This is a genomic window from Pedococcus soli, from assembly GCF_054782575.1.
In genome coordinates this window covers 137117-159174 of record NZ_BAAGSF010000004.1, presented here as the reverse complement: position 1 = coordinate 159174, position 22058 = coordinate 137117, and the positions used below count along the sequence as shown (strand labels likewise).

Here is a 22058-nt window from a genome sequence, read left to right as displayed (position 1 = left end):
CGTGGCGTCGCGACAGTGGCGGCCGTGCAGCCGCGCCCAGGGGGTCAGCGGGTCAGCGGGTCAGGGGAGCTTGATCGTCGACCCGGGGAGCGTCACCGGGCCGAGCGTCGACCCCGGGACCGTCGCGGTGATGCCGCCGGTCCCGACCGTGGCCGAGGGGAGCGGGACCGTCACCGTCGCGGACGGCAGGGGGAGGGTCGCGCTGATCGTGGGCAGGGTCGCGGTCGCGCCACGGGTCGACAGGGTGGCCCCGACGCCGCCGCCACCGATGGTTGCCCCGCCCGTGCCCGCGGTCGCGCCGGGAGCCGGCCCGTTGCCGCCGACGCCACCTGCGCCACCTGCGCCGCCGGTGACCGGGGCGTCGGGGACGGTGATGCCGCCGCCACCGGCGGTCGCCGGGGAGCTCGACGAACCCGAGCGGACCGGGCCGGACGTGGAGCTCGCGGTGCTGGTGACGTTCGGCAGGGACGACGGCTGGAGGCTGGTCCGCAGCACCTCACCACAGTGCCCGCCGCAGGCGGCGATGCGCCTGGCGGTGGCCACCTGGGAGTCCCGCAGCAGCGCCTCGAGCCGGTCGAGCGACGCGCGGGAGCCGAGCGGGACCTCGTCGCGGAGCGCGTCGACCTGCGGCAGCGCCCGGTCGGTGAAGTCGCGCTGGGCGAGCAGCGCCTGCGGGTTGCCGGTGGCGGCGTAGTCGCGGTCGAGGGCCCGCTGGCCGGCCTGCACCGAGTCGGCGGCAGCGGACAGGGCGGTGTTGATGTCGCCGACGTCGGGGTCGGTGCGAGCAGCCAGGTCTCGGCTGTCGGAGATGTGCTCCTGGGCCTGTCCGAGGTACGTCGTCCCGCGCTGGAAGTCGCTGGTCGCCAGTCGGACGGCCACCCCGTCGAGCCAGCCCTTCACCGGGTACAGGGACTCGCCGGGCACGGCCGAGCGCGATGCGACGCCGACGATGCCACCGACCAGGAGGGCGGAGGCCGCGGCGCCGACCAGGGCCCGCGGCAGCCCGCGACCGACGACGACCACGACGGGGGCGGTGCGGGCGGCGGCCCTTCGCGCCGTCGCGGCGCGGGCCGCGGCCGGCGTGGGGGCGGGCAGGGACCGCGCCTCGACCATGAGGCGCTCGCGCAGGGCGGCGACGAACTCGGCGTCGGGCCCGGGAGCGACGGCGCCGACCGACAGCAGCTGGTGGCTGGTCTCGAGGAGGGCGCGAACGCGCGGGTCGTCGGGGTGCTCTCCCTCGAGCGCACGCTGGAAACGATCTGCCGAACGGTTCAGGACTGCCATGCCGACACCTCCCTCCCCAGCTCGGTCGCGGTCTTACGTGCTGAGAACGACGCGGAGGGGCGGAAGTTACGCAGGGAAACCCGTGCGAACCGGGCGGACCGCACGGGGCCGGGCCCGGGCGTCATCGACCGCTCAGAGCGCGACATCGGCGAGCTCCCGGTGCAGCGAACGGACGGCCCGCAGCTGGAGCTGCTTGACCGCCCCCTCGGACTTCCCGAGGACCTTGGCGGTCTCTGCGAGGGTGAGCCCCTGGAGGAAGCGCAGCACGACGCACTCGGCCTGCTCCGGCTTGAGGTTCTTGACGGCGGTGAGCAGGCGCTCGTCACGGAGCCGGTCGAGCACCTCCTGGTCGGGGGCGTCCACGCGCCGGTCGGCGTCGAGCATGTCGGCCGTGGTCACCTCCATGCGGAAGCGGGCCGACTTGGCGTTGTCGGTGATGAGGTTGCGGGCGATGGTGATGAACCAGGCCGCGATGTCACGGCCCTGCCAAGAGAAGGAGTCCATCCTGCGCAGGGCCCGCAGGAACGTCTCCGAGGTGATGTCCTCGGCGAGCTGCTGGCCCCCGACGCGGACGTAGACGTAGCGGTAGACCACGTCGACGTAGCGCTCGTAGAGCATCCCGAACGCCTCGGCATCGCCGCGCTGGGCCAGCTCGACGAGGGCGCTGATCCGCTCGAAGTCCTGGGGCGCCTCGCCCGGACCGAACCCGGCGCGCGCCGCCGGACCGGAGTCCTCCCCGCGGCCACCACCCGAGCCGTCGAGGGTCTCGCCACCGGCGACGCTGAGGGCGACCCGGAGCTGGTCGAGGAACCGCTGCGTCGCCGGGCCCATGCCGTGTCCGGCCAGTCCGACCCCTGCCGCGGCCGGGACGAGGCCGCCGAACGGGTCCGTGCCCAGGGCAGCGCGCAGCCCCGCGAACGGGTCCGCGGCACGGCGACGTGGGCGCATCCAGATAGGGGGAACCTCCTGACCGGACAGTTTTGCCGAAATCACGGCGTTTGTCAGGAGACCTCCACCACACCCGGACGCACCCGGAGCCCGTCGCAGGGCAACTCACGTACCGACGGGTAACCCTCGCGTCGACCGGAACCCCGGCACGCGGCATACGCTGGTCACGTGCCCGACCACGCAGAGACCGACGGGGCCGTCGCGCCGCGGATCCGACTCCTCGGCAAGCCCGGCTGCCACCTGTGCGACGACGCCCGGGCCGTGGTCGCCAGGGTCGCCGCCGACCTGGGGGTGGGGTGGCGCGAGGACTCGGTGCTGGACGACCCGGCCCTGATGGAGCAGTACGGCGAGCAGATCCCGGTGACGTTCGTCGACGGGCGGCAGCACGACTACTGGCGGGTCGACGAGACCCGGCTGCGCGCCGCCCTGCAGCCCTGAGCGAGGGTGCCGTGAGGGCCCGTGGTGACGTGGCTCACGCGGCGCGTGAGACGGCTGCTTGTGACTTTGTGCATCGGTTCACAAAGGCGTAATCTCGGTTCGCAGCCCGCGTCAGCCAGGTGCGGACCTTGCATGAACTGAAGGAGCCGGAGAAGACGTTGTCTGCCGACCCGAGCGCTCGTCGGGGCATACCCGACGCCACGGTGGCACGGTTGCCGGAGTACCTGCGCGCCCTGACGGGGTTCGCCGAACGCGGCATCACGTCCGTGTCCTCCGAGGAGCTCGCGGCTGCCGCGGGGGTCCGCAGCGCCAAGCTGCGCAAGGACCTGTCGCACCTGGGGTCCTACGGCGTCCGCGGGGTCGGCTACGAGGTGGACCACCTCGCCTACCAGATCTCCCGCGAGCTCGGACTCACCCAGGACTGGCCCGTGGCCATCGTGGGGATGGGCAACCTCGGGCACGCGCTCGCGGCCTACAGCGGGTTCGCCACGCGGGGGTTCCGCGTCGTCGCCCTGCTCGACCAGGACACCGTCCTGCACGAGCAGGAGATCGCCGGCCTCCCGGTGCAGCCGATGGAGGCCCTCCCGTCACTGGTCACCGACCAGGGCCTGGCCATCGGGGTCATCGCGACCCCGGCCGCGTCGGCCCAGTCCGTGTGTGACCAGCTCGTCGCTGCCGGGGTCCGCTCGATCCTCAACTTCGCACCGTGCGTGCTCGTCGTGCCCGAGGGCGTCGACGTCCGCAAGGTCGACCTCTCGACCGAGCTGCAGATCCTCGCCTTCCACGAGCAGCGCAAGTCGCTGGCAGCCCAGGGGGCCCTCGACGCCGTGGCCGAGGCGGTGTCGCGATGAGCCTGGTCATCCTGGGCCTGTCCCACCACACCGCACCGCTGAGCCTCCTCGAGTCGATGTCCCTCGACGCCGACGGGCGCTCCGCCCTGGCGGCCAACCTCTTCGCCCGCGACAACCTCTCCGAGGTCACCGTGGTGTCCACGTGCAACCGCACCGAGGTGTATGCCGAGTCGCTCACCTTCCACGGCGCCGTCACGGACCTCACCGACGCCCTCACCGAGGTGACCGGGGTGTCGCGCGACGAGCTGCGCGAACACCTCTACGTCCACTACGAGGACCGGGCCATCGCCCACGCCTTCACGGTCGCCTGCGGCCTGGACTCGATGGCGGTCGGCGAGGCGCAGATCCTCGGCCAGATGCGCACGTCGCTGCGCGAGGCCCAGCGCGCCGGGCACGCCGGGCCGTCCCTGAACACCCTCTTCCAGCAGGCGCTGCGGGTGGGCAAGCGGGCACACACCGAGACCGGGATCGACTCGGTCAGCGTCTCGCTCGTCGAGGCCGGGCTGGCCCGCGCCGAGCGTGAGCTGGGTTCGCTCGGGGGCCTCGACGTGCTCGTCGTCGGCGCGGGCGGCATGAGCTCGCTCGCGGCGACCACGGTGGCCCGGCGCGGCGTGCGTTCCCTCACCATCGTCAACCGCACGCTGTCCAAGGCCACGCGGCTGGCCGAGCGCACCGGGGCGAAGGCGCGTCCCCTGGACGAGCTCCACCGCGCCCTCGCCGGCGCCGACGTGGTCATCTCCTGCACCGGCTCCACCGGGGTAGTCGTCGACCTCGCCGGTGCCGCCGACGCCCAGGTGCTGCGTGCCGGTCGTCCCCAGGCGTACGTCGACCTGGCCCTGCCGCACGACGTCGCCCCCGAGGTCGACTCCCTCAACGGTGTGACCCTGGCCGGGCTCGCCTCCCTCGGTGCCGACCTGTCCGGCGGCGAGACCTCGAGCGAGGTGCAACAGGTGGCCGACCTCGTGATCGGCGAGGTCGCGGCGTACCTCACCTCCCGTGCGGCGGAGACCGTGGCCCCGACGGTGGCTGCCCTGCGCTCGCACGCCGCCGACGTCGTCGCCGGTGAGCTCTCGCGCCTCGACCAGCGCCTTCCCGACCTCGACGACACCGAGCGGGCCGAGGTCCAGCTCGCGGTGCACCGCATCGTCGAGAAGCTTCTGCACACCCCCACCGTCCGCGTGAAGGAGCTCGCCGTGGGCGGTCATGGCGACGGGTACGCCCAGGCCCTGCGCGAGCTGTTCGACCTGCGCCCCGGCGAGGCCGCCACGATGTCCGTGCCGCCCGAGCGGGGAGGTATGCCGTGAGCTCCACGACCGCATACGCGACCGGCTCCCAGCCGGCCACCCGCCCGCTCACGCTGCGTCTCGGCACCCGGCGCAGCGCGCTCGCGACGACGCAGTCGTCGTGGGTCGCCGACCGGTTGCGCGCCCTGGGCCACACGGTCGACCTCGTCACCATCGTCACCGAGGGCGACACCTCGACCGCGTCGCTCTCGACACTGGGCGGGACGGGCGTCTTCGCCGCGGCGCTGCGCCGCGCCCTGCTGGCCGGCGAGGTCGACTTCGCCGTCCACTCGCTCAAGGACCTGCCCACCGCCCCCGAGCCGGGCCTGACCATCGCCGCCGTCCCGGTCCGCGAGGACCCGCGCGACGTCCTCGTCGCCTCGGAGGGCCGCACCCTCGGCGAGCTGGGGGAGGGCGCCGTCGTCGGCACCGGCTCCCCGCGCCGGGTCGCGCAGCTGGCCGCCCTCGGGATGGGCCTGTCCTTCAAGGACATCCGCGGCAACGTCGACACCCGCATCGCCATGGTGCACGACGGTGCCCTCGACGCCGTGGTGCTCGCGCGCGCCGGCCTGGCCCGGCTGGGCCGGTTGGACGAGGTGACCGAGTCGATCGACCCGCTGCAGATGCTGCCCGCGCCCGGTCAGGGCGCGCTGGCGGTCGAGTGCCGTGAGGACGACGACGCCACGCGCTCGGCCCTGGCCGTCCTGGACCACGCCGACACCCGCGCCTGCGTGACCGCCGAGCGGGCCGTGCTGGCCCGGCTCGAGGCGGGGTGCTCCGCCCCGATCGGCGCGCTCGCCGAGGTCGTCGAGGGTGAGGACGGCCTCGAGCTGTCGCTGCGCGCGTTCGTCGGCGCGGTCGACGGCTCGGTCGACCTCCGTCGCTCCGTCGTCGGCCCCGTCGACGACGCCGCCGCGCTCGGACACCGCCTCGCCGAGGTCCTCCTCGAGGACGGTGCCGACGTGCTGCGCGGGCCCGAGGAACGACCACCGGCTGACACCGGGGGCCCGGACCCGACGGGCGACCGCCCGTCCGGCCCCGGCCAGCCCCCCGACCCACCCGGGGCGAACGGAGCTACTCCGCTCGCCGCCCCCGACCGCCGCCCAGAAAACGACAGCACGGAGCGTGCCACGTGAGCCCCACGCGCACCCAGCCCACCACCAAGCCCACCCGCCAGCCGGGTCGTGTCGCCTTCGTCGGCGCCGGCCCGGGTGACGCCGGCCTGATGACCGTCCGCTCGATCGAGTTCCTCGCCAAGGCCGACGTCGTCGTCATCGACCAGGTCGCCCGCGAGGACGTCGTCGCCCGTCACTGCCGTGCGGACGTCGAGGTCGTCGACGCCGGTCACGGCGACCACGGCCAGCCGCTGACGCACGCGATGCGTGCCAAGCTCGTCGTCAAGGCGGCCAAGGCCGCCCACGGCGGGCTCGTCGTCCGCCTCATGGACGGCGACCCGGCCACCTTCAACGGCCTCGCCGAGGAGGCGCTGGCCTGCCAGAAGGCCGGCATCGGCTTCGACGTCGTCCCCGGTGTCAGCGCCGTCTCCGCGGTCCCGGCCTACGCCGGCATCCCGCTCACCTCGAGCAGCTCGCCGGCCGTGCACGTGATCGCGGCGAACGACCGGAGCGTCGACTGGTCCGCCTCGGCGACCGAGTCGGTCACCGTGGTGCTGCTCGGCGCGCCCGACGACCTCACCGGCGCACTGGCCAAGCTGCTGGCCGCCGGCCGGTCCGAGTCGTGCCCCGTCGCCCTGACCGAGCGCGGTACGACGATCCGCCAGTCGACCCGGGTCACCACGCTCGGTGAGGTCGCCAAGGTCATGAAGACCGTGGAGTTCCCGGCCCTGGCCGTCGTCGGCTCAACCGTCGCCCTGCGCGAGCAGCTGTCGTGGTTCGAGACCAAGCCGCTGTTCGGCTGGAACGTCCTGGTCCCGCGGACCAAGGAGCAGTCCGGCTCGACCATCTCCCGCCTCGAGTCCTACGGCGCCACCGCCGAGGTCGTCCCGACGATCAGCGTCGAGCCGCCACGCACGCCCCAGCAGATGGAGCGCGCGGTGAAGGGCCTGGTCACCGGTCGCTACGAGTGGATCGGCTTCACCTCGGTCAACGCCGTCAAGGCCGTCCGCGAGAAGTTCGAGGAGTTCGGGCTCGACGCCCGCGCCTTCGCCGGGCTCAAGGTCGCGGCCGTCGGCGGGGTCACCGCCGAGGCGCTGCGCGAGTGGGGCATCGTCGCCGACCTGGTGCCGTCGGGGGAGAAGTCCGCCAACGGCCTGCTCGCCGACTGGCCCCCCTTCGACGAGGTGCTCGACCCGATCAACCGGGTCTTCCTGCCCCGCGCCGACATCGCCACCGACACCCTCGTCGCCGGACTGGTCGAGATGGGTTGGGAGGTCGACGACGTCACGGCCTACCGCACCGTCCGTGCCGCTCCGCCCGCCGCTGAGATCCGTGAGGCCATCAAGGGCGGCCAGTTCGACGCCGCCGTCTTCACGTCGTCCTCGACGGTGCGCAACCTCGTCGGCATCGCCGGCAAGCCGCACCCGTCGACCGTCATCGCCTGCATCGGGCCGGCGACCGCCAAGGCGGCGGAGGAGCACGGCCTGCGGGTCGACGTCCTCGCCCCCGAGGCGTCCTCCGACTCCCTCGTCGACGCGCTGGCCGACTACGGGCTGGGCCTGGCTGCTGCTGCGGCCGAGGCCGGTGAGGACGTGGTGCGACCGAGCGCCAAGAAGGCCTCGTCGCGTCGTCGGGCGAAGTGACCGACGTGACCGACGCGCGTCTGCCTGCGGGACCGGTCCTCCGGCCCCGCAGGCTGCGGCAGTCCCCGGCCGTGCGCCGGCTGGTCGCCGAGACCCGCCTGCACCCGGCCGAGCTGGTGCTGCCGGTGTTCGTCCGCGAGGGGATCACCGAGCCGGTCGCGATCTCGGCCATGCCCGGGGTCGTCCAGCACACCGTCGAGTCCCTGGTCGCCGAGGCGCACCGCGCCGTCGAGGCGGGTCTCGGTGGCCTGATGCTGTTCGGGGTGCCGGAGCACAAGGACGCCACCGGCTCCGGTGCGGACGACCCGGAGGGCATCCTCAACATCGCCCTGCGTGCCGTCGCCGACGCGGTCGGTGACCGGCTCGTCGTCATGGCCGACCTGTGCCTCGACGAGTTCACCGACCACGGCCACTGCGGTGTCCTCACCGCGGACGGGCGCGTGGACAACGACGCGACCCTCGAGCGGTATGCCGCGATGGGCCTCGCGCAGGCCCGCGCCGGCGCAGCCGTGCTCGGCCTCTCCGGGATGATGGACGGCCAGGTGGCGTTCGTCCGCGACGCGCTCGACGCGGAGGGCTTCACCGACACGGTCATCCTGGCCTACTCGGCGAAGTACACCTCCGGGTTGTACGGGCCGTTCCGCGAGGCCGTGCAGTCCTCGCTCCAGGGCGACCGCGCGACCTACCAGCAGGACCCCGCGAACGCCACGGAGTCGTTGCGCGAGCTCGAGCTCGACATCGCCGAGGGCGCCGACATCGTCATGGTCAAGCCGGCCGGGCCGCACCTCGACATCGTCGCCGCGGCGGCTGCCATGTCACCGGTTCCCGTTGCGGCGTACCAGATCTCGGGCGAGTACAGCCAGATCGTGGCTGCCGCCGAGAACGGCTGGATCGATCGTGAGCGGGTGATGATGGAGTCGCTCATCGGCATCCGTCGCGCCGGCGCGCAGATCATCCTGACCTACTTCGCGTTCGACGCCGCCGCCCTGCTCCGAGACTGACCCGCAGCGGCCGCCCCGCGCCATACCCCTCCCCACGACCCCGCGAGCTTGAAGCGGTGGCGACGTCAGGGCGTCGCCACCGCTTCAAACTCGCGGGGTGGGGGAGGCGGGGCGGAGGCCGGGGGAGGTCGCGCGTGGGTGAGCGGTCAGCGGGTGAAGACCGCGTCGACGGCGGGGATCCGCGCGCGGTAGCCGCGCAGGAGCTCGCGGGCGACGGTGACCGAGTCGACCAGCGGGTGCAGGGCGAACGCCTCCACGGCCTGGCGCTCGTCGCCGGTGGCCGACGCGGAGATGGTGAGGCGCTCCACCCCCTTGACCTGCAGCACCAAGCCGAGCTGGTGCGGTGTCAGGGGGCTGACCGGCAGCGGCCGCGGCCCGTCGGAGTCGACCGTGCACGGCACCTCGACCACCGCGTCCTCGGGCACGCCGGGGACGGCTCCGCGGTTGCCGACGTTGAGGATCAGCGAGGCGGGCTCGCCGCGGGAGATCGCCGCCATGATCGCGAGGGCGACGCCTTCGTAGCCACCCCCCTGGACGTCGTGCTCGTCCCGCTCCTCGCCCTCGTCCCTGGCCTCCTTCATGTAGGTGGCGTTGCGCTCCATGCGGACGCGGTCCCACTCGCCGAGGGCGTCGGGGGGTGAGGCGGCCATCGACGCGTAGAAGCCACGCTGCTGGTCCAGGAGGTACTCGCCGCGGGTCTGGTCCGCGGCCCGGATCGAGGCCACCGCGTCACGGTTGAAGTAGTAGTAGTAGAGGTACTCGTTCGGTATGGCGCCCAGGGTGCGGATCCAGTCGAGGCCGAAGAGCTGCCCCTCCTCCATGGAGCCGAGCAGCCGGTCGTCGGCGAGGAGCCGGGGCAGGACGTCCTCGCCGCCGGAGTGCACGCCCCGCAGCCAGCCGAGGTGGTTGAGCCCGACGTAGTCGACGCTCGTCGTGAGCGGGTCGAGCCCGAGGGTCGCGGCCGCCCGCCGGCCGAGGCCGATGGGGGAGTCGCAGATGCCGACGACCCGGTCCCCGAGGACCTGCTGCATCGCCTCGGTGATCATGCCGGCGGGGTTGGTGAAGTTGATGACCCAGGCGTCCGGGGCGACCGCGCGAACGCGTTCGGCGACGTGCCGCGCGACCGGGAGGGTGCGCAGCCCGAACGACAGCCCGCCGGGCCCGGTCGTCTCCTGCCCGAGCAGGCCGAGCTCGAGGGCGACGCGCTCGTCCTGGGTGCGCCCCTCGAGGCCGCCGACGCGGATGGCCGAGAAGACGAAATCGGCGCCCTCCAGGGCCTCGTCGAGATCGGTCGTCGTGAGCACCGACGGCGGGTCCTCGTGCGCGGCGCCCATCTGGGTCAGGACGCGGCCGATCGCCTCGAGCCGTGACTCGTCGACGTCGTGCAGGCGGACCTCGTCGACCCGCTGCTCGTGGTGGTCGGTGAGCAGGGCCCCGTAGACCAGCGGCGTCCGGAACCCCCCGCCACCCAGGATCGCGAGCCTCATACGACGTGGACCTCCGTGCCTGCCGCGCGAGCGGCGTCGAGGGTGGGGCCGTGGGCCCCGGTGGTGGTGATGACGGCATCGAACTCGTCGAGTCCGCAGACCCGCAGCGCTCCGGTGCCGGGGAACTTGTGGCGGTCGACGAGCAGCACCGACCGCTGCGAGGTCGCGAGCAGGGTCCGCTTGACCGGCACCTCGACGAGGGTGGTGTCGAGCACCGTGCCGTCGGTGGCGACCCCGCTCGCACCGAGGAAGGCGCAGGTGGCCCGCACCTGGCGCAGGGCGTCCTCGGTGAGGGTGCCGACGAGCGAGTGGTAGGTCCGGCGGACGATCCCGCCGAGCAGGACCAGCTCGACCGCCGGGTCGTCGCGCAGCACGTCGAGCACCGCGAGGCTGGCGGTCACGACGGTGACGGGGCGGCCGCGCAGCTCGCGGGCCAGCATCATCGTCGTCGTGCCGATGTCCAGGATCACGCAGTCGCCGTCGGCGACCATCGCCGCGGCCCGGACCGCCACGGCCCGCTTGTCGTCGGCGTCGCTCGCGGCCACCTCGGCGAACCCGCGCACCGCGTCGGCGTCGGTCTCCGGCGAGTCGCCGGTCCCGACCCCGGCGCCCCGGCCGTCCGCCGTGTCGAGCACCGCCCCGCCGTGGACCCGGCGCAGCGCACCCGCCGTCTCGAGCTCGATGAGGTCGCGGCGGACCGTGGCCAGGCTGACGTCGCAGAGCGCGGCCAGCTCCTCGGTGGAGGCAAGGCCGTGGGAGTGCAGCCGCTCGACGATCGAGCGTTGCCGGGTGACCCGCATGGAGGCAACATAACAATCACTTCCGCGCAGCGATATGCACAACGCTGAAGAATTGTGATCGTTCTTGCTTGTCTAGGCCGGACCAACAGGGCATTCTGGCCAGCAGGCCCACCGACGAACAGGAGCCCGCAGGTGCCCGACCAGGTGCCCCACCCGCCGTCCGACGCGCCCCCCGTGCCCGACGACACGGCGGCCGCGCACGAGGAGCAGGTCTACGACCCCCTCGCTGCCCTGCGCACCCCCGGGACCCCCGAGCTCGACGTCCTCATCTGGGGCACGGTCTTCCTCGACATCATCTTCACCGGGCTCGACGCCCTCCCCGAGGACGGCCAGGAGGTGTGGGCCGACGGTATGGGGTCGTGCCCCGGCGGGATCGCCAACCTCGCCGTCGCCGCGCGTCGCCTCGGCCTGCGCACCTCCCTGGCCGCCGCCTTCGGCGACGACGCCTACGGGGACTTCTGCTGGGAGACCCTGGCCGACAACGAGCACGTCGACCTGAGCCGGTCGCAGCGCTTCGAGGGCTGGCACTCGCCGGTCACCGTCTCCATGGCGGTCAACCGCGACCGCGGGATGGTCAGCCACGGGCACGCCCCGCCCCTCGGCCCCGCCGAGCTCATCGGCACACCGCCGCCCACCCGGGCCGTCATGGTCGAGCTCTCCGAGCAGCGTCCGCTCATCGGCGCATCCGAGCCCACCTGGGTGCAGCAGGCGCAGTCGGCCGGCTCGCTCGTCTTCGCCGACGTCGGCTGGGACCCCACCGGGCGCTGGTCGGGCGAGGTCCTCGACCAGCTCGCGGTCTGCCACGGCTTCCTGCCCAACGCCGGCGAGGCGATGGCCTACACCCGCACCAGCACCCCGCACGAGGCGCTCTACGCCCTCGCCGACCACGTGCCGCTCGCGGTCGTCACGAACGGCGAGTCCGGCGCGCTCGCGATCGACTCGGCCACCGGCGAGGAGGCCGTCGTCCCGGCCCTGCGCGTCCCGGCGATGGACCCGACCGGGGCGGGTGACGTGTTCGGCGCCTCGATCGTCCTGGGCACCCTCGCGGGCTGGCCGCTGCAGCAACGCCTGGCGTTCGCCGCCCTCTGCTCCTCGTTGTCGGTGCAGCAGTTCGGCGGCAGCCTGGCCGCCCCCGGCTGGGGTGACATCGCGGACTGGTGGACCCAGCGACGGGCGTCGGGCGACGCCAGCTCCTACCACCAGTCGCTGCTGCGCCGGTACGGCTTCCTCGACGACCTCGTCCCCACCATCCCGCTCGGCGCAGGTCGCCGCGCCACCGCCACGATCGCCCGCCACGTCGACGTCGAGGGCTACCCGTGAGCCGCCCGACCCCCGCACCGCACACCTCCAGCACCGCCGGCCCTGCGCCATACCCATCAAGGAGAACGCCCATGAGGAACCGCCCCACGATCCTGCTGGCCACCGCCGGCCTCGTCGGTGCCGCCGCGCTCGCCGCCTGCACGCCGGGCTCCAACGCCGACACCTCGGGCACCACCCCCACGGGCCAGGTCTCGACCGACGCCTCGAAGCTCGGTGACGTGACCCTGACCGTCTGGGACCAGGAGGTCCGTGGCGGCCAGGCGGCGCAGATCGAGGAGCTCAACAAGGAGTTCCAGGCGAAGTACCCGAACATCAAGCTCAAGCGGGTCACGCGCTCCTTCGACGACCTCAAGACCACGCTCAAGCTGGCGCTGTCGGGCAACACCCCGCCCGACGTCTTCGAGGCCAACAACGGTCGCCCGGACATGGGGTCGTTCGTCCAGGCCGGCCAGCTGCTGGCGCTCGACAAGTACGCCACCGCCTACGGGTGGGACAAGCGCTACCCGGAGTCGGTGCGCAAGTACTCGTCGTACACCCCGGACGGCAAGACCTTCGGCTCGGGCAACCTGTACGGCCTCCCGCAGGTCGGCGAGGTCGTCGGCATCTACGCCAACACCGACATCCTCAAGAAGGCCGGCGTCAACGAGGTCCCCACGACGTGGTCCGACTTCGAGTCGAGCCTCGGCGCCATCAAGTCGGCCGGCGAGCAGCCGCTCGTCCTCGGCAACCTCGACAAGTGGCCGGCCATCCACGTCTTCGGCACGGTCCAGGCCCAGAACGCCAAGCCGGACGCGATCCGCACCCTCGGCTTCGGCCAGAAGGGTGGCACGTGGAAGACCCCGGAGAACGCGAAGGCGGCACAGACGCTCGTCGACTGGGTCGACAAGGGCTACTTCGCCAAGGACGTCAACGGCCTGGGCTACGACCCGGCGTGGCAGGCGTTCTCCAAGGGCAAGGGCGCCTACCTCATCGCGGGCACCTGGCTGCAGGCCGACCTCGGCAAGGCCATGGGCGACAAGGTGACCTTCACCCTCCCGCCGGCTGCCTCGGGCACCCCGGTCGCGACCGGTGGCACGGGCCTGCCCTGGGCGGTCTCCAGCAAGTCCAAGCACCCTGACGCCGCCGCGGCCTACATCGACTTCATCACGAGCAAGGACGCCATGGGCGTGCTCGCCAAGAACGACAACCTGCCCATCGCCGACACCGCCGACCAGACCGCCGGCGACGCGCTCGGCAAGGACGTGTTCGCGGCCTTCGGCACCGCGGTGAAGGACGACTCGCTCGTGCCCTACCTCGACTACGCGACGCCGACGATGGCCGACACCCTCGGCGCCTCCTTGCAGGACCTGCTCGCGAAGAAGGCGACGCCGGACAAGTTCCTCGACACCGTCGAGAAGGACTACAGCGGGTTCGTCTCCTCGAACGGCTGAGGGTGGCCACCCCCTCCGGTCCGCCGGGTGAGCCGCGCAGGATCGCGTGGCTCTACCTGCTGCCCGCCTTCCTCGTCTACGCCGCGTTCCTGCTCTACCCCCTCGGGCGCGCGGTCCAGATCTCGTTCTACGACTGGAACGGCAACACCCTGGCCACGTGGGCGGGGCTGTCCAACTACGCGGACGTCGTCACCGACCCGGCTCTGCGGGCGTCGTTCGGGCACGCGCTGGTCCTCATGCTGTTCTACGCGGTGCTGCCCACCGTCATCGGTCTCGGTCTCGCGGCGATCCTCAACCGCGCCAAGGTCCGTGGGCTCGCCTTCTTCCGCACGGTGGTCTTCCTGCCGCAGGTCGTGGCGATGGTCGTCATCGCCGTGGCCTGGCGCCGGATGTACGCCCCCGACGGCACGGTCAACGACCTGCTGGGTGCCATCGGCCTGGACTCGCTGACCCGCGGCTGGCTCGGCGACTACACCGCGGCCCTGCCCGCGGTCGGGTTCATCGGCACGTGGTTCGAGATCGGCCTCGTGACGGTCCTGCTCCTCGCCGGTATGGGGCGCATCCCCGGCGAGCTGTACGAGGCCGCGCGCCTCGACGGCGCCGGCCCGTTCCGCGAGTTCTTCGCCGTGACGCTGCCGTCGGTGCGTGGTGAGATCTCGGTCGCGTTGACGCTGACCGTGATCGCGGCCCTGCGGACGTTCGACCTCGTCTACGTCACCACCCGCGGTGGGCCGGGGACGAGCACGTCGGTGCCGTCCTTCGAGGTCTACAACCGGGCGTTCCAGCAGGGCCGGGTCGGCTCCGCTGCGGCCATCGCCGTCGTGCTGACGCTGGTCATCTTCGCGATCTCGTTCGGCATCACCCGCATCGCCGAGAGGGACGACCGGTGAGGGTCTCGCGCGCCGAACGCACCGGCAACTACGTCATCCTCATCGCCTTCGCGGTCTTCGCGCTGACGCCGATCCTGACGGTCCTGGGTGCCGCCCTCGGCCCCGACGACGCCGCCGGGGGCGTGACGTCCGGGGGAGTGCTCGGACTGCACCCGGGCAACTTCGGGCAGGCCTGGGACATCGGCCACTTCGGCAGCTACCTGCGCACCAGCCTGCTCGTCTCCACGACCGTCGTGGTCGTCAGCCTCGTGCTGTCGATCCTGGCCGGGTATGCGTTGGGCACCATGCGTTTTCGCGGCGCGACGGTGGTGTTCTACCTCTTCCTGCTGGGCATCATGATGCCCAGCGAGGCCGTCCTCGTCCCCCTGTACTACGACCTGCGGGCACTCGGTCTGACCGACACCGTCTGGGCCGTCGTGCTGCCACAGGTGGCGCAGTCGGTGGCCTTCGGGACGTTCTGGATGCGGGCCTACTTCCGCAGCTCGAGCCGGGCCCTGGTCGAGGCCGCGCGCCTCGACGGCGCCTCCACGTGGCGGATCCTGTGGCAGGTGCTCGTCCCACTGGCGCGGCCCGCCGTCGTCACCCTCACGGTGCTGGTCTTCATGTGGACCTGGAACGAGTTCCTCATCCCGCTGGTCATGGTCACCTCGGAGAACCTGCGCACCGCCCCGCTCGGGCTCGCGTTCTTCCAGGGCCAGTACACGCAGGGCTTCACGCTCCTCGCGGCGGGCGCGTGCATCGTCGCGACCCCGGTCGTCCTGCTCTACGTCTTCCTCCAGCGCCACTTCATCGCCGGGATGCTCGAGGGGGCAGTCCGGGAGTAACAGACCGCAACCCGACCCAGGAGGTCAACGATGATCGCAGGGAATCGCCCACTGGCCAGAGCGGCAGCGGCGTCAGCCGCAGCCCTCGCCGCCGCAGCAGCACTCGGACTCGCAGGATCCGGTCCGGCGCAGGCGTCGCCGCACGACCGCGGCGGACCCAGGCCACCGGACCGCACCACCTCGGCCGGGTCACCGGTCGACCTGGGAGCGCTGTTCATCGGGGCCCACCCCGACGACGAGGCGGGACAGCTCTCGGCGTACGGCGAGTGGAAGGAGAAGTACGGCCTGCGGACGGGCGTCATCACCGTCACCCGCGGCGAGGGCGGCGGCAACGCGGTCGGCCCGGAGGAGGGCCCGGCCCTCGGTCTCCTGCGCGAGAAGGAGGAGCGCGCAGCGGTCGGCAAGGCCGGCATCACCGACGTCTTCAACCTCGACAAGGTGGACTTCTACTACACGGTCTCGGCTCCGCTGACCCAGCAGATCTGGGACCACGAGCAGACGCTGGGCAAGGTCGTGCGCATCATCCGCCAGACCCGTCCCGAGATCCTGTCGACGATGAACCCGGCCCCGTCGCCGGGCAACCACGGCAACCACCAGGAGGCGGGGCGCCTGGCCATCGAGGCGTTCACCGCAGCGGCCGACCCCACGCGCTTCCCGGAGCAGCTCAGCAAGGAGGGGCTGAAGACGTGGGCGCCCTTGCGCCTGCTGGTCCGTGGCTCTGCCGCGACCGCCCCGAACGGTGCCGCCTGCGCCACCGGGTTCACCCTCAAGGACACGACGCAGAACGTGTACGGGGTGTGGTCCGGTGAGCGCGCGAAGTCGGGGAAGACGTGGGCCGCCATCGAACGTGACGCCCAACGGCTCTACGCCTCGCAGGGCTGGGCGACCTTCCCCGACGTGTCGAGCGACCCGAACGCCCTGGGCTGCGACTACTTCCAGCAGGTCGACTCCCGCGTGCCGTTCCCCGCGCCCGGCTCCGCAGCCGCGGGCCGGCCGTCCGCGTCCCTCGACGGGGCGGTGACGCACGCCGCGGGCACGGTGCCGCTGGGAACGCGGATGCGGGTGGCCACGACGAGGTTCGGCGTCCTCGCCGGAGCGCCGTTCACGGCGACGGTCGAGGTGACCGCTCCGGCCAAGGGCCTGCACGACGCCCGGCTGGTGCCGTCCGTGCCGTCCGGCTGGACGGTCGCCGGGAGCGGGGCGATCGGCACGCTCAAGGCCGGTCGCACGGTGACGAAGACCTTCACGGTGACCCCGGCAGCCGGTGCCGCCGTGGGAGACCGCGCCCGCGTCGCCGCGACGCTGCGCTCCGACGAGGGCAGCGGCTACTCCGACCGCCCGGTGCAGGTGGTTGCCCCGGTCGCAGGCACCCAGGAGCTGCTCCCGCAGGTCGCCGACTTCGAGAGGTGGACCGGTGCTGCTGCCGGACAGCCGCAGCTGAGCGGCACGGTGAGCCCGGTGCTCACCCTCCCCTCCGGTGGTTCGCGCCAGGTGCGCGTCGACCTGCGAAACAACTCCGCGTCGGCCCAGTCCGGCACGGTGGCGCTCGCCCTCCCGGCCGGGTTCACGGCGTCGCCGGGCACGGCGGCATACGGGCCGGTCGCGGCGGGAGGGACAGGTTCGGTGACGTTCACGGTCACCAACTCCGATCCCTCGCTGAAGACCTCGAACCAGGGCGGCACCCCGGGTGCGCCTGCGGGTGACTACGCCTACACGATCCGGACGACGTCCTCGGCCGGGTCGAGCACGGCGTCCGCCGCGCTCGAGCTGGTGCCACGGACGACGATCGCGCAGGCGCCGACCGCGCCGTCGGTCGACGGCGTCGACACGGCAGGGGAGTACCCCGGTGCCGCGATCGACATCTCCAGGCTCTGGGAGGGGACGGCCTGCGACTCGGCGGCCGACTGCTCGGCGACGGCGAAGCTGGCGTGGCGCGACGACACCCTCTACGTGCTGGTCGACGTCACCGACGACACCCTCGGCACGAAGCTCGACGCCGCCGACTGCAAGCGGCACTGGCGCACCGACTCCGTCGAGCTGGCCATCGACCCGAGGGGCACGTCGGAGAACACCTCGACGACGTTCAAGGCGGCGATCCTCCCGGTGACCGCGGAGGGTGGTCCCTGCTACGAGCGGGACGCCGACAACCACCAGGGTCCTGGTGCCCAGACGGCACCGGGCATGGAGGTGGCCTCGCAGGTCCGGTCCGGCGGGTACACCGTCGAGACCTCGATCCCGATGTCGCTGCTGCCGGGAGCGGTCGACCCGGAGCACCTGGGGCTCAACCTGTTCGTCTACGACTCGGACACGCAGGACCTGACGGGCCAGACGCGGATCGGCTGGTCGACGTGGGGCGGGGTGCAGGGTGACCCCTACCGCTGGGGCCGGGCGACGGTCGCGGGCTACACGCCGCCGGCCGGTCGTCCGACCACGGCACCCGAGCCGGTCATCCCGCTCAGTGCGCTGTCCTCGCTCGACTCCCCGCAGAGCCTGCGGCAGGCGGTGGCCATCGACGTCCCACTGGCCGGGGGAGCGGCGAGCACGCGGGCGGCCAGTGGCTGGGTCGACAAGGCACGGCTGCGGGGCGACACCGCCCTGGTGCGGATGAGGGCGAACGCCGCCGGGACGGCGCACGTCCACGTGGTCGACTCGTCCGGGACCGTCGGCAGCCGCACGGTGCAGGTGGCGGCAGGCAGGCACGAGTACGGCGTCGTGCTGGACCGGGCGCCCAAGGGCTCGGTGACGGTGTACGTCGGGTGGCAGGACGCCGCCGGCGGCACCCTGGCCTCCAAGGCGGCCGTCCGCTGAGGTGAGGCCGGCCGGCGGTCAGGACCGCCGGTGGGTGCGCGGAAGGGGCCGGTTCCTCGCGGAACCGGCCCCTTCTCGTGCGTCAGGTGTGCGTGTCGGGCTCAGGCAGCCTTGACGAGCTGGATGTCCAGGTTGATCTTGATCTTCTCGGAGACGAGGACGCCGCCACCCTCGAGGGCGACGTTCCACTCGAGGCCGAAGTCCTTGCGGTTGATCTCGGTGGTGGCCTCGAAGCCGGCCTTCTGGTTGCCCCACGGGTCGGTGGCCAGGCCGTTGAACTCGAGGTCGAACTCGACGGGCTTGGTGACGCCCTTGATGGTCAGGTCGCCCTTGAGGGTGTCGTCGCTGACCTCGGTGGAGGTGAAGGTCATGGTCGGGTTGTTCTCGACGTCGAAGAAGTCGCCGGACTTGATGTGGGCGTCGCGGTCGGCGGAGCCGGTGTCGACGGAGGCGAGCTGGACGGTCGCGTTGATCGTGGAGGCGGTGACGTCCTCGGGGACCGTCGCGGTCGCCTCGAACTCGTTGAACTTGCCGCGGACCTTGGTGACCATGAGGTGGCGGGCGGTGAAGCCGAGCTCGCTGTGCGAGGCGTCGACGTTCCAGGTTCCGGCGGAAAGGTCCTTGATGCTGGCCATGGGGTGTATCTCCTGTGTTGAGGGGGTCTCCGCGGGACTTTCCCGCGGGGTCACTGTGTTGAACATAGCAGAACTGATTTATATTTCAACGACACCGAAGAGATGGAATACTTGACCACCATGAGCACCGCAGTGACCGCGCCACCGCGCTGGCTGACCCCTGAGCAGCAGGAGGCCTGGCGCGCCTACCTGCGTGGCAGCCGCCTCCTCGAGGCCGCCCTCGACCGTGACCTGCAGTCCCACGGCGTCCAGCTGTCCGAGTACGAGATCATCTCGATGCTGTCCGAGTCGCCGGGGCGCCGCCTGCGGATGTCCGGCCTGGCCGACCTCGTCGTGCAGTCCCGCAGCCGCCTCACGCACACCGCTGCCCGGCTCGAGAAGCGTGGCTGGGTGCGCCGTGAGTCCTGTCTGGAGGACCGCCGCGGTGTCGAGCTCGTGCTCACCGAGCGTGGGCTCGCGGCCGTCGAGGAGATGGCGCAGGTCCACATCGAGAGCGTGCGCCGCAACATCGTCGACACCATGACGCCCGAGCAGTTCGCCACGCTCGGGGTGGCCATGGCTGCGATGCGCGACGCGATCCTGGCCGGCGGGCTGCCGTCCTGCAGCGAGGTCTGACCCACCCACCCTCCTCCCCGGGTGTGACCCTGCGCACGCCCCCAGCCACACCCGTCCGTCCGTCCTCAGGAACGGCTGTGACAATGGGTGGCATGACGGCACACCCCTTCGACGCCCCGGCTTCGCAGGCCCTCCTCGAACGCGCGCTCGCGGTCACCCCCGGTGGCGTGAACTCCCCGGTCCGGGCCTTCCGCGCCGTCGGCGGAACGCCCCGGTTCATGGCCTCCGGCTCCGGCCCGTACCTCACCGACGTGGACGGTCGCGAGTACGTCGACCTGGTCTGCTCGTGGGGTCCGATGATCCTCGGCCACGGTCACCCGGCCGTCGTCGACGCCGTCAGCACCGCTGTCTCGCAAGGGTTCTCGTTCGGCACCCCCAGCGAGAACGAGGTCGCGCTGGGCGAGGAGATCGTCGCCCGGGTCGAGCCCGTCGAGCAGGTCCGCCTGGTCTCCAGCGGCACCGAGGCGACGATGAGCGCCATCCGCCTCGCCCGGGGCTACACGGGCCGCTCCCTCGTCGTGAAGTTCGCCGGCTGCTACCACGGCCACGTCGACTCCCTCCTCGCCCAAGCGGGCTCGGGTGTCGCGACGTTCGCCCTCCCGGACTCCGCGGGGGTGCCCAAGGAGATGGCGGCCGAGACGATCGTCCTGCCGTTCAACGACCTGGCGGCGGTCGAGGAGGCGTTCGCCGCCCGTGGCTCCGAGATCGCCGCGGTCATCACCGAGGCCTCGCCCGGCAACATGGGCGTCGTCCCGCCCGCACCCGGCTTCACCGACGGGCTGCGCCGGATCACCGCCGCGCACGGTGCCCTGCTCATCTCCGACGAGGTGATGACGGGCTTCCGCTGCTCGGCTGCCGGCTGGTACGGGCTCGAGGGCCCGTATGCCGCCGGGGCGCCGGACCTGTTCACGTTCGGCAAGGTCATGGGAGGCGGCTTCCCCGCGGCAGCCTTCGGCGGCCGGGCCGACGTGATGGCCCTCCTCGCACCGGTCGGGCCGGTCTACCAGGCCGGGACGCTGTCGGGGAACCCCGTCGCCACCGCGGCCGGACGCGCGACGCTGCAGCAGTGCACCCCCGAGCTCTACGCCCGGCTCGACGAGGTCGCCGACGCGATCACCGGCGCCCTCGACACCGAGCTCGGCAGGGCCGGCGTGCCGCACACCATCCAGCGCGCCGGGAGCATGTTCAGCGTCTTCTTCCGGGACGGCGCCGTGACGAACTACGACCAGGCCCGGGCCCAGCACGTGCCGGCGTTCGCGGCGTTCTTTCACTCGATGCTCAGCCAGGGCGTGTACCTGCCGCCGAGCGCGTTCGAGTCGTGGTTCGTCAGCGGCGCGCACGACGACGCCGCGGTCGATCGCATCGTCTCGGCGCTGCCCGCCGCGGCGTCGGCGGCCGCCAAGTCGTTTGCGACAATCGACTCATGAGCCCTGCCCCCCGCACCGTGGTGCACCTGCTGCGCCACGGCGAGGTGCACAACCCCGACGGCGTGCTCTACGGGCGGCTCGACGGCTACCACCTGTCCGAGCTCGGCCGGGAGATGGCACAGGCCGCCGCCCGCCACCTCGAGGACCACGACATCACTCACGTCGTCGCCTCGTCGCTGACCCGGGCCCAGGAGACGGCCACGCCGATCGCGACGTCGCACGACCTGCCCATCACCACGGACGACCGCGTCATCGAGGCGGGCAATTCCTTCGAGGGGGAGCACGTCGCCGGGATGCGGGCCTCGGCCTTCGCGCACCCGCGCTACTGGGGGCGGTTGACCAACCCCTTCAAGCCGTCGTGGGGGGAGCCCTACGCCGAGATCGCGACCCGCATGGTCGAGGCGATCGCGGACGCCCGTGAGCAGGCCCGCGGTCACGAGGCGGTGCTGGTGTCCCACCAGCTGCCGATCTGGACCGCCCGCAACCAGCTCGCGGGGCGCCACCTCTGGCACGACCCCCGCAAGCGGGAGTGCCGCCTCGCCTCCCTGACCACGCTCACCTACGTCGGCGACGAGCTCGAGGCCATCGCGTACTGCGAGCCCGCTGCCGCCCTGCTCGTCCGCTCCCACGGGGGAACCGGATGAGCCACCGCACCTCCCGTATGGCGCGCGCCTCGGCGATGCTCGCCATACCGGTCCTCGCACTGTCGCTCGCGGCGTGCTCGCAGGACCCGAACTCCATCGCGGCCCAGGCCAAGTCGGGCAACCGTCAGGGCTACATCTCCGGCGACGGCACGGTCGAGGCCATCCCCGTCGCCCAGCGCAACAAGCCCGTCGTACTGTCCGGGAAGACGCTGGACGACCAGTCGTGGTCGGTGGCCGCCCAGGCAGGCAAGGTCGTCGTGCTCAACGTCTGGGCCTCCTGGTGCCCGCCGTGCGAGAAGGAGGCGCCCGAGCTCAAGGACGCCGCCGAGAAGGTCGCGGCTGCGAGCAAGCCGGTGGTGTTCATGGGGATCAACACCCGGGACAACCCCGACTCGGGCAGGGCGACCGCCAAGCGCCAGGGCATCCCGTACCCGTCCCTGGACGACCAGGACGGCCGGATGATCCTCGCGCTGCAGGGGAAGGCCCCGACGCCGCCGGTCACGCTCGTCCTCGACCCCACCGGCCGCATCGCGGCCCGGGTCGTCGGTGAGGTGACGTCCTCGACGCTCACCGGCCTCGTCGACGACGTGCTGGCCGAGAAGTAGGTCGACCACC

At 72.4% G+C, this 22058-nt stretch carries 20 protein-coding genes; 15 read left to right on the top strand and 5 right to left on the bottom strand.

Annotated elements, in window-relative coordinates; genetic code table 11:
* Window positions 1–60 precede the first annotated feature (60 nt).
* Window positions 61–1284: a hypothetical protein gene (locus tag ACYVKF_RS06775; protein WP_460965744.1), complete on the bottom strand. Its 1224-nt coding sequence runs from the start codon at window positions 1282–1284 to the stop codon at window positions 61–63.
* 132 nt (window positions 1285–1416) lie between these two features.
* The gene (locus tag ACYVKF_RS06770) at window positions 1417–2232 is read right to left on the bottom strand and encodes a sigma-70 family RNA polymerase sigma factor (protein WP_460965742.1); all 816 of its coding nucleotides are present in this window, start codon (window positions 2230–2232) and stop codon (window positions 1417–1419) included.
* A 168-nt stretch (window positions 2233–2400) separates the two neighbouring features.
* On the opposite strand from ACYVKF_RS06770, the gene ACYVKF_RS06765 reads away from it, so the two are divergent.
* The 6 genes from ACYVKF_RS06765 (at window position 2401) to hemB (ending at window position 8563) form a co-directional block, all read left to right on the top strand.
* The gene (locus ACYVKF_RS06765) at window positions 2401–2670 is read left to right on the top strand and encodes a glutaredoxin family protein (RefSeq protein ID WP_460965740.1); all 270 of its coding nucleotides are present in this window, start codon (window positions 2401–2403) and stop codon (window positions 2668–2670) included.
* A gap of 158 nt (window positions 2671–2828) precedes the next feature.
* Complete coding sequence (locus ACYVKF_RS06760) at window positions 2829–3521, top strand: redox-sensing transcriptional repressor Rex (protein WP_056915609.1); 693 nt, start codon at window positions 2829–2831, stop codon at window positions 3519–3521.
* Window positions 3518–4825, top strand: a complete 1308-nt coding sequence (locus ACYVKF_RS06755; RefSeq protein ID WP_056915608.1) for a glutamyl-tRNA reductase — start codon at window positions 3518–3520, stop codon at window positions 4823–4825. Before ACYVKF_RS06760 ends, ACYVKF_RS06755 begins: the two co-directional genes overlap by 4 nt.
* The gene (gene hemC / locus ACYVKF_RS06750; protein WP_460965738.1) at window positions 4822–5940 is read left to right on the top strand and encodes a hydroxymethylbilane synthase; all 1119 of its coding nucleotides are present in this window, start codon (window positions 4822–4824) and stop codon (window positions 5938–5940) included. The genes ACYVKF_RS06755 and hemC overlap by 4 nt, the downstream gene beginning before the upstream one ends.
* Window positions 5937–7562 (top strand): bifunctional uroporphyrinogen-III C-methyltransferase/uroporphyrinogen-III synthase, encoded by a 1626-nt coding sequence (locus tag ACYVKF_RS06745; protein ID WP_056920407.1) that lies wholly within the window; start codon window positions 5937–5939, stop codon window positions 7560–7562. The genes hemC and ACYVKF_RS06745 overlap by 4 nt, the downstream gene beginning before the upstream one ends.
* Window positions 7563–7567: 5 nt before the next feature.
* Window positions 7568–8563: a porphobilinogen synthase gene (gene hemB / locus ACYVKF_RS06740; RefSeq protein ID WP_082580983.1), complete on the top strand. Its 996-nt coding sequence runs from the start codon at window positions 7568–7570 to the stop codon at window positions 8561–8563.
* A 146-nt stretch (window positions 8564–8709) separates the two neighbouring features.
* On the opposite strand, the gene ACYVKF_RS06735 is transcribed toward hemB, so the two are convergent.
* Together ACYVKF_RS06735 and ACYVKF_RS06730 are read right to left on the bottom strand one after the other, a co-directional pair.
* Window positions 8710–10050 (bottom strand): 6-phospho-beta-glucosidase, encoded by a 1341-nt coding sequence (locus ACYVKF_RS06735; RefSeq protein WP_460965735.1) that lies wholly within the window; start codon window positions 10048–10050, stop codon window positions 8710–8712.
* A complete protein-coding gene (locus tag ACYVKF_RS06730) occupies window positions 10047–10850 on the bottom strand; it encodes a DeoR/GlpR family DNA-binding transcription regulator (protein WP_056920409.1) in 804 nt (267 codons plus the stop codon). Before ACYVKF_RS06730 ends, ACYVKF_RS06735 begins: the two co-directional genes overlap by 4 nt.
* Before the next feature lie 174 nt (window positions 10851–11024).
* Here ACYVKF_RS06730 and ACYVKF_RS06725 point away from each other — a divergent pair, with 174 nt between their 5' ends.
* The 5 genes from ACYVKF_RS06725 (at window position 11025) to ACYVKF_RS06705 (ending at window position 18122) form a co-directional block, all read left to right on the top strand.
* Entirely contained in the window at window positions 11025–12170 is a 1146-nt protein-coding gene (locus ACYVKF_RS06725; RefSeq protein WP_460966900.1) for a carbohydrate kinase family protein, read from the top strand.
* A 71-nt stretch (window positions 12171–12241) separates the two neighbouring features.
* Window positions 12242–13600 carry an extracellular solute-binding protein gene (locus ACYVKF_RS06720; RefSeq protein ID WP_056920410.1) on the top strand — a complete coding sequence of 453 codons (1359 nt, stop codon included), beginning with the start codon at window positions 12242–12244 and terminating at the stop codon, window positions 13598–13600.
* 2 nt (window positions 13601–13602) lie between these two features.
* Entirely contained in the window at window positions 13603–14490 is an 888-nt protein-coding gene (locus ACYVKF_RS06715) for a carbohydrate ABC transporter permease (RefSeq protein ID WP_460965732.1), read from the top strand.
* The gene (locus ACYVKF_RS06710) at window positions 14487–15314 is read left to right on the top strand and encodes a carbohydrate ABC transporter permease (RefSeq protein ID WP_056915602.1); all 828 of its coding nucleotides are present in this window, start codon (window positions 14487–14489) and stop codon (window positions 15312–15314) included. The genes ACYVKF_RS06715 and ACYVKF_RS06710 overlap by 4 nt, the downstream gene beginning before the upstream one ends.
* 30 nt (window positions 15315–15344) lie before the next feature.
* Window positions 15345–18122 (top strand): sugar-binding protein, encoded by a 2778-nt coding sequence (locus tag ACYVKF_RS06705; protein ID WP_460965730.1) that lies wholly within the window; start codon window positions 15345–15347, stop codon window positions 18120–18122.
* A 101-nt stretch (window positions 18123–18223) separates the two neighbouring features.
* On the opposite strand, the gene ACYVKF_RS06700 is transcribed toward ACYVKF_RS06705, so the two are convergent.
* Window positions 18224–18757, bottom strand: coding sequence for a YceI family protein (locus tag ACYVKF_RS06700; RefSeq protein ID WP_056915600.1), 534 nt, complete (start codon window positions 18755–18757; stop codon window positions 18224–18226).
* A gap of 120 nt (window positions 18758–18877) precedes the next feature.
* Between ACYVKF_RS06700 and ACYVKF_RS06695 the strand changes: the two genes are divergently transcribed.
* The 4 genes from ACYVKF_RS06695 to ACYVKF_RS06680 all read left to right on the top strand — a co-directional run bounded on the left by ACYVKF_RS06695 (window position 18878) and on the right by ACYVKF_RS06680 (window position 22048).
* The gene (locus tag ACYVKF_RS06695; protein ID WP_056917260.1) at window positions 18878–19372 is read left to right on the top strand and encodes a MarR family winged helix-turn-helix transcriptional regulator; all 495 of its coding nucleotides are present in this window, start codon (window positions 18878–18880) and stop codon (window positions 19370–19372) included.
* A gap of 92 nt (window positions 19373–19464) precedes the next feature.
* Complete coding sequence (gene hemL / locus ACYVKF_RS06690) at window positions 19465–20799, top strand: glutamate-1-semialdehyde 2,1-aminomutase (protein ID WP_460965727.1); 1335 nt, start codon at window positions 19465–19467, stop codon at window positions 20797–20799.
* The gene (locus ACYVKF_RS06685; protein WP_056915599.1) at window positions 20796–21443 is read left to right on the top strand and encodes a histidine phosphatase family protein; all 648 of its coding nucleotides are present in this window, start codon (window positions 20796–20798) and stop codon (window positions 21441–21443) included. Before hemL ends, ACYVKF_RS06685 begins: the two co-directional genes overlap by 4 nt.
* A complete protein-coding gene (locus tag ACYVKF_RS06680; protein ID WP_056920412.1) occupies window positions 21440–22048 on the top strand; it encodes a TlpA family protein disulfide reductase in 609 nt (202 codons plus the stop codon). The genes ACYVKF_RS06685 and ACYVKF_RS06680 overlap by 4 nt, the downstream gene beginning before the upstream one ends.
* Window positions 22049–22058 lie beyond the last annotated feature (10 nt).